Origin of the sequence: Flavobacterium sp. P21 (genome assembly GCF_050632225.1) — a bacterium.
Taxonomy (GTDB): domain Bacteria; phylum Bacteroidota; class Bacteroidia; order Flavobacteriales; family Flavobacteriaceae; genus Flavobacterium.
The window spans coordinates 4,671,828-4,683,896 of sequence record NZ_CP192585.1 but is presented as its reverse complement, the minus strand read 5'-3'; the positions used below and the strand labels follow the sequence as shown (position 1 = coordinate 4,683,896).

Genomic DNA, 12,069 nt, shown 5'->3' with positions numbered 1-12,069 from the left:
TAAATTTTGATTTATTTTAATAAAATTTAAGAACGTCCCTATTAGTAATCAGTTTTCAGTGGCAGTTTGCAGTTTGAAAACCGATGTTTGCTACTAATTACTGTACTTTAAAGTATTCAGTTTTCATGTTAGTTTTCAGTATGAAAACTGAAAACTGAGACTGTTTACTTACGCGGAATCCATTTCACTTCCTCCGCTTTTAAGTCAAACGACAACTTCCGTGCCAAGACAAAAAGATAGTCAGAAAGTCGGTTTAAGTACTGGATTGCGATTTCAGGAACGTGCTCATTATGGCTTAAATGTACTGCCAAACGCTCCGCACGACGACAAATACAACGTGCTATATGACAATGTGACACAGTTGGGTGGCCACCAGGCAAAACAAAATGAGTCATTGGCGGAAGGCTTTCTTCCATTGTATCTATTTCGTTTTCGAGCAATTCAATATCTGAATCAATAATTCCGAGATTTTCTAAGCGAAGTTTGCCATTTTTTAAGACTTCTTTTTCCTGTGGTGTTGCCAAAATGGCACCAACGGTAAAAAGACGATCCTGAATTTCGATTAAAATAGTTTTATAATGTGGATTCATTTCCTGATCGCGAATCAATCCTATATAAGAATTCAGTTCATCAACAGTGCCATAACTGTCAATTCTGATATGATCTTTAGGAACACGCGTGCCTCCAAAAAGTGCCGTTGTGCCTTTGTCGCCTGTTTTTGTATATACTTTCATTGTGATTTTAGATTTTAGATTTTAGAGTGTAGATTTTAGATTTACAGGATTTAATCTGAAATCTAAAATCTACACTCTAAAATTATTTTCTCGTGTCGCTTTCAATTAAACCATCTCTTAAACGAATAACTCTGTGCGCATAAGCGACAATATCTTCTTCGTGAGTTACTAGAATTACCGTATTTCCTTGTGCGTGAATATCGCCGAAAAGTTTCATGATTTCTACAGAAGTTTTACTGTCTAAGTTTCCTGTTGGCTCATCGGCTAAGATTATTGAAGGTTTGTTGACCAATGCGCGAGCAACGGCAACACGTTGACGCTGTCCTCCAGAAAGTTGATTCGGTTGGTGATCCATTCTGTCTGCAAGATTAACTTGTGTTAATACTTCTGTAGCGCGTGCGATTCTTTCGGATTTTCCGTACCCAGCATAAATCATAGGAAGTGCAACATTGTCAAGTGCAGTTGTTCTAGGCAAAAGATTAAAAGTTTGGAAAACAAAGCCAATTTCTTTGTTTCTGATTTCAGCTAATTCATCATCTCGCATTTTGCTGACATCTTTTTCATTTAAAATATATTGACCAGAAGTTGGAGTGTCTAAACAACCCAGCAAGTTCATTAAAGTAGATTTTCCAGATCCCGAAGGTCCCATTAAAGCAACATATTCGCCTTTGTTTATTTCGAGATCAATTCCTTTTAAAACATAAACGATTTCATTTCCTAGCGTAAAATTTCGTTTTATGTCGGTTATTTTAATTAATGGATTTGCCATTTTGGTTTATAATTTTGGATTTAAAAGTACAAAACACTTTTCAATAAAATGATAAGTAGTTCAGAATTGGATTTTGTTACAAAAGCCTTTTTATAAATAAAGGGCTAAAAAGAATATGCTTTTGAAGTATAAAAGCGTTACATCTTTCTGAGATAAAGTTGCATAATGCTCATTATTTTACGTGTTTTATAATTTTAAGATGTTTTTAATTTAAAAAATGTGATAATAATGTAAAATTTTTAGAGTTGAGTAGTAGTAAATTTGGTTATCTATTAATTAAATAATCAAGATTATGAAAAGCATAAAAATAGCCGCAGGAATTGCATTACTAGTATTAGGGTTAGCATCTTGTAAAGATGAAAAACAAGAAAAAGCACAAAAGACCATTGACTCATATGTAGTGTATGTTGATTCAGTAAAAAATATCAAATCAGATGAGTTGAAAGCAAACTGGGAAAGTGTAGATGCTGAACATAACAGAAGAGCTGAAAATGCACAAATGGCTTTAGCAGATTTAAAAGATAATACTGCTGAAACCGCAAGGATAAATGCAAGCAAAGTCAAATATGAGGAATTTAAAAATGAAATGACTGTTGCTCTTGCACCACCACCGGCTCCAAGTCCTAAACAGCAATTGAGAAATGCTTTGTTTGGAGAAGGGAAAATTGGAGACGATATGAGTTTTGCTTGGGTAAATGCCCAAAATATTCACAGTGTATATCAGCAATTTGTTCATACGGTTGAAGACAATAAGGATCGTTATTCTAGAGAAGATTGGGATGAAATCAAAGTATTATATGAAGCCTTAGACAGCCGAAAAAACACAGTTGAAAAAGAAGGTTTGACAGCTGAAGACAATAGAAAAATTGCAGGTTTGAAAATTAAATTTGCGCCTATGTATAAAATAAACAGAATGGGAGCAAAAGCAGAAGAAAATAGAGAAGCTAAAAAATAGGTTTTAAATATTTTGAATTAGTAAAAAAGACAATCAGAAATGATTGTCTTTTTTATTATGCTCTTATTATAAAGTGTTCTTTTGGTTGTTCGTATCTGAAGAAAACAAATCCCCATTGAAAAGTATCAATTGTAACTTTTACTTTTGGATGTTTTTTTATAGCCTCCCAAGCTTCTTCCATATCTTTTGACCAATGAATATCGTCGAAAATCCAAACCGAATCGTTGTTGGTTGTTGGAAGCAAAAGTTCAAAATATTCTAAAGTCGCTTTTTTAGAATGATTTCCGTCGAAATATATTAAATCCCAATTACAGATATTTGCTGAACCATCTTTCAAAAAATTGCTAAATTCTGAATTTACAAAGTCAAAATTAAAATTTGGGAATTGTTCATTAAATAAATTTTCAGCAACTGAGAGCGTGTTTTGACAGCCCTCAAGACTTAGTAAAAAAGAATTTTTATTTCCCAATGCGATAGCTGAAGTTGCCAATCCTAAAGAAGTTCCAATTTCCAGAACATTTTTTGGTTGAAAATAATTCGCAACACGAAACAATAATTCCGCACGTTTTGATGAAATTCCTGCGGTTTTGGCAATTTTAGAAATTTGTCTTCGGTTTGATTTGAAAACTCGAGAACCCGCACCAAAATCGGTTACTTCAATGAAGTTTTGATTTTCTAAAAGTGATTTTCTGTAATTTTTAAGAATGCTGTATTCCGGTTTTCTTTTTCTATCATAAAAACATTTTGTCAATAAATTAAAAACAAATGGCGAATGTACCGCATGTTCATTTTTAGATTTCCAAAGGAATTTGAGATATGATTTTATTTGAAAAAGCATTTTTGAATTTTACTAAGAAATATAAATTAATTTACAGAAATTAATTTCACATCAAAAATTAGAACAGAACCTGCTGGGATTGTGCCAACGCTTTTATCTTCATAGGCTAAATGAGCCGGAATTAAAAGCATGCCACTTCCGCCTTCTTTAAATAACGGAATTCCTTCTGTCCATCCAGCAATGACTCTGTTTAATGGAAATGTTGCTCCACTACTTGTACTTTGATCAAATACTTTTCCGCTTGTTAAATATCCTTTGTAGGCAACAGTTACTGAAGATGTCGCTGTAGGCTGTTTTCCAGTTCCTGGTTCTGTAATGATGTAATATAAACCTGTGCTCGCTTTTTGTTGCAGTCAAATTGTTTTTGGCTAAATAATCTGTGATTTCTTTGTCGTTTTCTGCAGAATAATCCTTTGGAGGAGCCGTGTTAATGTCTTTGTCAGAGCCTGTGCACGAAATAAAAAGTGTTAATGTAAATAATGTGGCTAATAATTTTTTCATGTGTTATTTATTTTAAACTTCGTAAATATAGGGAAATTAGTTTTAGTCGCAGTCTCGGTCTCGGTCTTCAGTTTTTTTTTAATATTAAAGCAAAACCTGAAATCTGAAACCTGAAACCTGAAACTTGAAACTTGAAACAAAAAGACTATCCTTCTAATTTAGCAGAAAGTTCAAACCAACGTTCTTCTTTTGCGTCGATTTTATTGATTATGTTTTGAAGTTCGTTTGCTTTTTTCTCGATATCGGCATCGGCAACTTTTCCGTCAGAGAATAATTGTTCAATTTTAGATTTTTCGGCTTCAAGATCTTTAATTTCTCTTTCGATTTTTTGATATTCTTTTTGCTCGTTAAAGCTCAAATTCCCTGTCGGATTATTTTGTTTCCAGTCTTTCTTTTCCGCTTTGTTTTCTTCTTTTTGAGCAACATCGGCACTGTCTTCATAAGCTCTAAAATCAGAATAGTTTCCTGGGAAATTTTCGATTTCGCCCTGACCTCTGAAAACAAATAAATGATCGACAATTTTATCCATGAAATAACGGTCGTGCGAAACTACCAAAAGACATCCAGGATAATCCAAAAGGAAACTTTCTAAAACATTCAAAGTCACAATGTCCAAATCATTTGTAGGCTCATCTAGAATCAAAAAGTTTGGATTCTGAATCAAAACGGTACATAAATACAAACGTTTTAATTCGCCACCACTTAATTTTTCTACATAATCATATTGTTTTTTGGCGTCAAAAAGAAAACGCTCTAACAATTGCGAAGCCGAAATAATTTTTCCTTTCGCCAATGGAATATATTCTCCATATTCTTTGATAATGTCAATAACACGTTGTCCCGGTTTTGGATTAATTCCTGATTGCGTATAATAGCCAACTTTTATAGTGTCACCTTTCACAACGCGTCCGCTGTCTGGCGGAATTGTTCCTGTCAAAAGATTTAAGAAAGTCGATTTTCCAGTTCCGTTTTTACCAATAATCCCAATACGTTCTCCACGTTGAAAGTCAAAACTAAAGTTGTCCAGAATAACACGATCTTTAAATTTTTTAGAAAGTTTGTGAAGCTCAATAATTTTGCTTCCCATTCTTTCCATATTGATTTCAAGCTCAACTTTGTTTTCCTTACGTCGGCTTTGAGCTTTTTCCTTAATGATGTAAAAATCATCCTGACGTGATTTAGATTTGGTTGTTCTCGCTTTTGGCTGGCGGCGCATCCATTCTAATTCTTTTACAAATAAGTTTTTAGCTTTATCTATACTCGCATTTTCAGAAGTAATTCTTTCTTCTTTTTTCTGTAAGTAATAAGAGTAATTTCCTTTGTATTGATATAATTTTCCATTATCAAGCTCAAGAATTTCATTGCAGACACGCTCCAAAAAGAAACGATCGTGCGTAACCATAAACAATGTGATGTTTTCTTTGGCAAAATAACTTTCAAGCCATTCGATCATTTCAAGATCCAAATGGTTGGTTGGCTCATCCAAAATCAATAAATCAGGACGATTGATTAAGATTATGGCTAGTGAAAGACGTTTTTTTGTCCACCAGAAAGATTTTTAACTTTAAGTTTAAAATCTTCCAGTTTTAGTTTGAAGAGGATTTGTTTATACTGTGTTTCAAAATCCCAAGCATTATGCTGATCCATAGCATCGAAGGCTTTTTGGTAAGCTTCTTCGTCAGAAGGGTTTTCTAACGCCTTTTCGTATGCTTCAATGACCTTAAGTGTTTCGTTGTCTGAAGCGAAAATGCTTTCTTCGATTGTCAATTCATCTTGCAGATTATTATCTTGAGAAAGAAACGCCATTCTGATTCCTTTTCTTAAAACAACTTGTCCAGTATCGGGTTCGTCCAAACCATTAATGATGCTCATAATAGTGGTTTTTCCAGAACCGTTTTTTGCTATAAAAGCAATCTTTTGATCTTTGTTGATTCCAAAAGAAATGTTGTCAAAAAGGACTCTTTCACCAAATGACTTTGATATATTTTCTACAGATAAGTAATTCACAAGAATAAAATTTTTTGCAAAAGTAAACTATTATCTCCCGATTTGCGAATTATTTATGAATGTAGGAATTTAGAATTGAGCTTAAATCAAAATAATGAATTTGCGCCGGAACATTTATAATTGGTTTCCGAATCAATGTTTCATTTGTTAGATAATAGTGAAGTCCGTCTGTAGTTGCAATTCCTTCGATTTGATGAAAAGAAAGCTGAAGGTCGATTCGGCGTTTGTTTCCTGAATCAAATTCATGATTTTTGAAATCATAGAGCAAATACAAAAAAGGTTTCCCGAGTTTGGAATATCCACAAAGCACAACCAGTTTTTTTGACTCCAAATAAGTGGCACCGGTGACCAAGCCTTTGGTGTCGATTGTTTGTTTTAATTGCGCAATATGATTTCCAGGTTGATTCGGCAAGGCATAAATGTTTGTTTTGGATAATTTCCATTGTTTAGTAAACAGATAAATGCTGTCTTTAGTTACTATAAAAGCTTCGCAATCAAAATTAGTTGTATTGGGTTTTTGTGGAGAAAAGTCAGTTTGATCCGAATATTTGAAAGAAATAGTTTCTATAGTGGGTTTGCCATTCAGAAAATCTGCTTTATTGATTTTTAAGATACTTAAATCAACTCTGTTTCCGGAAAGGTTATTTCCAAAATCACCAATATAAATGCTGGAACTGTCTTGAGAAATTTCTTCCCAATCGTGATTTATAACTTTGTCTGGAATAATTTTTTTTGAATTTTTCCTAAAGTGTCTATCCCATAAATATTTTTGTCATGATCGTCATTATGCGTCCAAAGTAAATCTTTAAAAACAATTAATCCAGAAGTTTCCTTTATAGAATCACTCAGTTTTACAGAATATTTAGGCCTTAGTTTTAAATTTTCATATTGGCAACTGCCGTTATTTTCAAGAGCATTTTGATCGTAATTTTTAGCCAGTAAATCAGTACAGCCAAATGATTGCGAATAAGTTGAGTTAAATATTAAGAATAAAAAGAAAGCTAAATTTTTCATGTATAAACTTTTCTCTCAATGAGATAGATAAAAGTAATTTTAAATATTGAGAATTTTATCGAAAATTACTTTATAAAAATATTTTTAGAGATACAATTTTTTAAAAATTAAGATGTTATTCCTGAAGATGAAAATACGTTTAAGATGTATTAAATTAAGACATTTCTTTCTTTGTGTGTTTCAGTATTCATTTTAGAAATGTATTTTTGCAAAAATATTAGAGGGCTATTCTTACGGTTTTGTGCTTATGTTGTTGATAAGCAGTGTTTTGTAGCTGATAGTCGTTATTTTGACATCTTTTTTAAAGTATTGTTTAATAAAAAAACTTAAAATTTGTCAATATATTTGCCGCTAATGCAAATTTTTCTACTTTCAAATTTTGGGAGTTGGAAGGGCGAAGCCGTGTGTTGAAAGTAACTGTAAATTTCGAAAAAACAAAAAAAGATATGAAAATAGGCATCACATTCAGTGCATTTGATCTTTTGCACGCTGGACATATTAAAATGCTAGAAGAAGCAAAACGTCAATGTGATTATTTGATCGTTGGCTTGCAAACGGATCCAACAATAGATCGTCCTGAAAAAAATAGTCCAACGCAAACCGTTGTTGAAAGGTATATTCAATTAAAAGGATGTAAATTTGTTGATGAAATTGTTCCTTATGCAACAGAGCAGGATTTAGATGATATATTACGTGCTTTTAAGATTGATGTTCGAATACTTGGAGATGAGTATAAAGATAAAAATTTCTCAGGAAGAACCTATTGTGAGGAGAAGGGCATTGAATTGTATTTTAATACAAGAGATCACCGTTTTTCAAGCAGTGGCTTAAGGAAAGAGGTTGCGGTTAAGGAATTGAAAAAAGTGAAGTAATTACTGCCATTTATAGATAGGATAATGGTTGGAAATGTATCCTTATAGTTTGTAAATGATAGGTTATAATAAAAAATATATGAAAATACTAGATTGTACATTACGAGATGGGGGTTATTACACCAACTGGGATTTTGACAAAAACTTAGTTGATACATACATAACGGCAATGAATGATTTGCCGGTTGATTATTTAGAAGTAGGTTATAGAAGTCCTAAGTTATCAGGATATTATGGCGAATATTTTTATTGCCCCGATTTTGTATTGAAAAAGCTAGCTCTGATATCAAACAAAAAACTGGTAATTATATTAGATGAGAAAAATATTGACATAGAAACAGTTGAGGAATTGTTAAAACCTTGCCTTGGAATAATCACTATGGTTCGAATTGCTATTGATCCAGAGAAATTATTAAGAGCAATTGATTTGGCCAAAAAGGTTAAATCAATGGGATTTGAGTTGGGATTCAATGTTATGTACATGTCAAAATGGAAGAACTTGCCGGAGTTTCTCTCTAATTTAAAATATGTTGATGGTGTTGCAGATTACTTTTATATGGTAGATTCATATGGTGGTGTTTACCCTAATGATGTAAAAGAAATATATGCTCTCGTACGCTCTCAAATGCAAACTAAAATTGGTTTTCATGGTCACAATAATCTAGAATTAGGTTTGATAAATACTCTTACTGCGATTGAGTGTGGTGCCGATATGGTTGATGCAACGATAACAGGCATGGGACGTGGTGCGGGAAATTTAAAAACAGAATTGTTACTTACTGCGTTGAATCAAAAAAACAATTTAGAAGTTGATTTTAATGCTTTGAGCTCAGTGACTGATGCTTTTTCACAATTGCAGAAAGAATATGAGTGGGGAACAAACTTGCCTTATATGGTTTCAGGGGCAAATTCATTGCCTCAGAAGGATGTAATGGATTGGGTTGGGAAACGTTATTACTCGTATAATAGTATAATTCGAGCTTTAAGCAATCAATCGAAAGGAATAAAAGATAACGAAACATTGAATGAATACCATCCAGTTGAAGTGTTTAAAAGAGCTTTGATTGTAGGGGAGGTGATAGTGTTAGAGAGCATATAGATGCACTTAAAAGCTATTTATCGCTGAATCCGGATGTTGTTATAATACATTCTAGCTCAAGAAATGTAGCTTATTTAAATGATTGTGATAATAAACAATTTCATTGTTTAGCCGGAAATGAGGGACATCGTTTAGAAAAAGCTTTTAATTCTGTGCCGAATAATAGAGTTGCAATACTACCACCTTTTCCTAGAGCAATGGGAACTTATATACCAGTTAATTTTAAATCAAGTTCTTTTCAACTTTCTGAGATTAATATAACAGAAAAATATAAAAACTCAATTACGGCTTTAGTTCTTCAACTAACAAAAGAAATGAATGTCGAAGAGTTGATATTTTGTGGATATGATGGATACAATGGTGAAATTACGCAAGCATAAATTGGAGTTGTTTAATGAAAATGAATACTTGTTTAGAAATTTTTCAAAGAACAATTATATTTTAAAATCTGTTACTCCTACAAAATATAAAGGTTTGCGTCAGGAATCTGTTTATTCTGAACTTTATAAATAATTGTATGGAAACAGTCAGCGTATTCTTGCCTACTCGAAAAGGCAGTGAAAGAGTTATAAATAAAAATACCCGAATTTTTGCAGGTGTTTCTAATGGACTATTAGAAGTTAAGTTAGGTCAGCTTTTAAAGACCAAATTAGTTGATGAAATAGTTTTGTCCTCTAACGATGAAGCATCTCTGGATTTCGGAAATGATATAGCTAAGAAAGAGAGTAGATTAAAAATTATTGAGCGTCCAGATCATTTGGCATTAAGCAGTACAAATCTAATAGATTTAGTAAAGTATGTTCCTTCAATCTGCAGTAGTTCAAATTTTTTATGGACTCATGTCACTTCTCCTTTTGTAACTGGCGAAGACTATGATAAAGCAATTAAAACATATTCTGATAGACTGACAGAAGGTTATGATTCTCTTATGAGCGTTAAAACCATCCAAAATTTTTTATGGTCCAAAGAAAAAAATGATTTAATAAATAGATTGACAGATGTTAAATGGCCAAGAACGCAGGATTTAATGTCGTTATACGAAATTGATAGTGCTTTTTTTATTGCTTCTCGAGATATTTATGTAGATAATCAAGATAGAATTGGAGAGCGACCTTTTTTAATGGAACAATCTGGATTTAAGTCGTTTGATGTTGATTGGGAAGATGACTTTGAATTGGCTGAATTAATTTATAAGCATTTGGATGGAAAATTTTAAAACAATTCTATGGGATTTTGATGGTGTTATAATGGATTCAATGCCTGTTCGTGATAAAGGTTTTGAAATTGTTTTGCAAAAGTATCCTCAAGAACAAGTTTCTCTTTTGATGGATTACCATCGAAAAAATGGAGGTTTATCAAGATATCATAAGTTTAGATATTTTTTTGAAGAAATAAGAAAAGAATCAATAACTGAAGATGAAATTCAAGGATTGGCAAAACAATTTTCTACTGTAATGTTGGAAAGTCTTTTAGATGAAAGTCTATTGATAAAAGATACAGTAATTTTCATAGAAGAGAATTATACAAAATACAATATGCATATTGTTTCTGGTTCAGACGGGAATGAACTTAGATATATTTGCGAAAAATTGGGATTGTCAAAATATTTTATTTCGATTCATGGTTCACCAACTCCAAAAAAGAATTAGTAAAAGATTTATTGGCTGAAAAAAGTATCAAAATGATGAAACATGTTTAATTGGAGATTCATTTAATGATTTAGAAGCGACAGAGGTTAATGAAATATCTTTTATCGGTTATAACAATCCAGCGTTAGGTAATAAAAGTGGTTACATAAATAAATTTGCTGATTTAAATAAATTTGCTGATTTAAATAAATTTGCTGATTTAAATAAATTTTAGTTAAAGATTTTTTTTTTTTTCAATAGGAATATTTTAATAAAAAGTGTTATATAGAAGCTCTAATAAAAGAGTAAAGCGTTTATTTATAAGGCTTTAAATAATAAGAATTAATTGTGAAATCGAATATTACAAAAAACACCATGTTTCTGTATGTCAGGATGTTGGTGTTAATGGGGGTAACACTATATACTTCCAGAGAAGTATTAAATGTTTTAGGCGTTGTTGATTTTGGAGTTTGGAATTTGATAGCAAGCTTTATTTTATTATTTTCTTTTATTCAGAACTCCCTATCATCCACTACACAACGATTTATTAGTTATGAACTGGGAAAGGGGAACTCTAAAGGGATCAAAAGCATTTTTTATAATAGTAATATGCTATACTTGGTAATTTTTTTAACCGTAGTTATTTTATGTGAATGCTTTGGACATTATTTAGTATGTAATTTAAAAATACCCGATAACAGAATTGATGCTGACCTATGTGGCATATCATTTTGTTATTTTGGATTTTTCTTTTAAGATATTGAGATTGCCATTTGAATCAATAATTCTTTCTCATGAAAAAATGAAATTCTATGCTTACATAAGTATTTTAGAAGGAGGAATTGCTTTAATTGCCGTATTTATTTTAAAGTGCTTAAATTTTGAAGGGGATCGACTTATCTTGTATGCAATGCTTTTAGCATGCTCAACTATTGTCGTTAATTTGGTATACTATAGATTTTGTTTTAAGGAGTTTGGAGTTCTTTTTTTAAATTTCATTATGATAAAGAGGTTTTTAAATCACTATTTTCTTTTACAAGTTGGGCCTTGCTAGGCGGGATGGCTACAGTACTTTCAATACAAGGGGCTAATATTTTAATAAATCTTTTCTTTGGTGTTGTAGTTAATGCCGCAATGTCAATTGCAAATCAGGCAAGCACAGCTGTAAATAAGTTCGTTTATAATTTTCAATTAGCATATATTCCTCAGATTACAAAAATGTATTCAATGGGCGATGATCTAAACTTGAAGAAACTAATTATAAGCTCTTCAAAACTTTCTTTTCTATTATGCTGGATTTTGGCATTTCCTTTAATATTTAATATTAATTATCTTTTTAATTTATGGTTAGTTACACCTCCTCTTTATGCTAAAGAACTTTGTAGATTAATTTTAATTACTTTCCTAATAGAAGGAGCTTCAACTCCTTTGTGGATTACAGTACAGGCAGAAGGTAAAATTAAAAGATATCAAATAGTTTATAGTTTAGTTATGTTGTCTAACATTGCACTCTCTTACTTTTTTTATCTTTAGGATATAATGTTTATTGGGTACTCTATGTGAAAATTTTTATTTCTTGTTTGTCTTTGTTGGTGAGGCTTTTCTATGCCGCGAAAACTAAAATGATTGAATTCGAGACCTTTTTTATTCAA

14 protein-coding genes and 1 pseudogene are annotated in these 12,069 nt (G+C 31.8%); 7 read left to right on the top strand and 8 right to left on the bottom strand.

The genetic code is table 11. The features are described 5' to 3' along the window. Positions 1 to 164: 164 nt before the first annotated feature. Positions 165 to 734: a cob(I)yrinic acid a,c-diamide adenosyltransferase gene (locus ACQ9BO_RS23490; protein ID WP_320568456.1), complete on the bottom strand. Its 570-nt coding sequence runs from the start codon at positions 732 to 734 to the stop codon at positions 165 to 167. Positions 735 to 816: 82 nt separating this feature from the next. Next, positions 817 to 1,503, bottom strand: coding sequence for an ABC transporter ATP-binding protein (locus tag ACQ9BO_RS23485; protein ID WP_431242709.1), 687 nt, complete (start codon positions 1,501 to 1,503; stop codon positions 817 to 819). A 292-nt stretch (positions 1,504 to 1,795) separates the two neighbouring features. On the opposite strand from ACQ9BO_RS23485, the gene ACQ9BO_RS23480 reads away from it, so the two are divergent. Continuing rightward, positions 1,796 to 2,458, top strand: a complete 663-nt coding sequence (locus tag ACQ9BO_RS23480) for a DUF6565 domain-containing protein (RefSeq protein ID WP_431242708.1) — start codon at positions 1,796 to 1,798, stop codon at positions 2,456 to 2,458. 55 nt (positions 2,459 to 2,513) lie between these two features. On the opposite strand, the gene ACQ9BO_RS23475 is transcribed toward ACQ9BO_RS23480, so the two are convergent. The 6 genes and pseudogenes from ACQ9BO_RS23475 to ACQ9BO_RS23450 form a co-directional block, all read right to left on the bottom strand. Then, positions 2,514 to 3,296 carry an O-methyltransferase gene (locus ACQ9BO_RS23475; protein WP_431242707.1) on the bottom strand — a complete coding sequence of 261 codons (783 nt, stop codon included), beginning with the start codon at positions 3,294 to 3,296 and terminating at the stop codon, positions 2,514 to 2,516. 26 nt (positions 3,297 to 3,322) lie between these two features. Further along, on the bottom strand, positions 3,323 to 3,613 hold the full coding sequence (locus ACQ9BO_RS23470; protein ID WP_431245197.1) for an FKBP-type peptidyl-prolyl cis-trans isomerase: 291 nt from the start codon (positions 3,611 to 3,613) through the stop codon (positions 3,323 to 3,325). After that, positions 3,522 to 3,797 (bottom strand): hypothetical protein, encoded by a 276-nt coding sequence (locus ACQ9BO_RS23465; RefSeq protein WP_431242706.1) that lies wholly within the window; start codon positions 3,795 to 3,797, stop codon positions 3,522 to 3,524. Before ACQ9BO_RS23465 ends, ACQ9BO_RS23470 begins: the two co-directional genes overlap by 92 nt. Positions 3,798 to 3,942: 145 nt before the next feature. After that, a pseudogene (locus ACQ9BO_RS23460) lies at positions 3,943 to 5,804 on the bottom strand (ABC-F family ATP-binding cassette domain-containing protein). A gap of 49 nt (positions 5,805 to 5,853) precedes the next feature. Further along, a complete protein-coding gene (locus tag ACQ9BO_RS23455) occupies positions 5,854 to 6,216 on the bottom strand; it encodes a hypothetical protein (protein ID WP_431242705.1) in 363 nt (120 codons plus the stop codon). A gap of 293 nt (positions 6,217 to 6,509) precedes the next feature. After that, a complete protein-coding gene (locus tag ACQ9BO_RS23450; RefSeq protein ID WP_431242704.1) occupies positions 6,510 to 6,818 on the bottom strand; it encodes a hypothetical protein in 309 nt (102 codons plus the stop codon). A 446-nt stretch (positions 6,819 to 7,264) separates the two neighbouring features. Here ACQ9BO_RS23450 and ACQ9BO_RS23445 point away from each other — a divergent pair, with 446 nt between their 5' ends. The 6 genes from ACQ9BO_RS23445 (at position 7,265) to ACQ9BO_RS23420 (ending at position 11,950) form a co-directional block, all read left to right on the top strand. After that, positions 7,265 to 7,690, top strand: coding sequence for an adenylyltransferase/cytidyltransferase family protein (locus ACQ9BO_RS23445; RefSeq protein ID WP_431242703.1), 426 nt, complete (start codon positions 7,265 to 7,267; stop codon positions 7,688 to 7,690). A 79-nt stretch (positions 7,691 to 7,769) separates the two neighbouring features. Then, positions 7,770 to 8,789 carry an aldolase catalytic domain-containing protein gene (locus ACQ9BO_RS23440; RefSeq protein WP_431242702.1) on the top strand — a complete coding sequence of 340 codons (1,020 nt, stop codon included), beginning with the start codon at positions 7,770 to 7,772 and terminating at the stop codon, positions 8,787 to 8,789. A 152-nt stretch (positions 8,790 to 8,941) separates the two neighbouring features. After that, the gene (locus ACQ9BO_RS23435; protein ID WP_431242701.1) at positions 8,942 to 9,169 is read left to right on the top strand and encodes a hypothetical protein; all 228 of its coding nucleotides are present in this window, start codon (positions 8,942 to 8,944) and stop codon (positions 9,167 to 9,169) included. A 137-nt stretch (positions 9,170 to 9,306) separates the two neighbouring features. Next, the gene (locus tag ACQ9BO_RS23430; protein ID WP_431242700.1) at positions 9,307 to 10,005 is read left to right on the top strand and encodes a cytidylyltransferase domain-containing protein; all 699 of its coding nucleotides are present in this window, start codon (positions 9,307 to 9,309) and stop codon (positions 10,003 to 10,005) included. Next, complete coding sequence (locus ACQ9BO_RS23425; protein ID WP_431242699.1) at positions 9,992 to 10,438, top strand: HAD family hydrolase; 447 nt, start codon at positions 9,992 to 9,994, stop codon at positions 10,436 to 10,438. Before ACQ9BO_RS23430 ends, ACQ9BO_RS23425 begins: the two co-directional genes overlap by 14 nt. A 1,038-nt stretch (positions 10,439 to 11,476) precedes the next feature. Further along, a complete protein-coding gene (locus ACQ9BO_RS23420) occupies positions 11,477 to 11,950 on the top strand; it encodes a hypothetical protein (RefSeq protein WP_431242698.1) in 474 nt (157 codons plus the stop codon). The last annotated feature ends 119 nt before the right edge of the window (positions 11,951 to 12,069 follow it).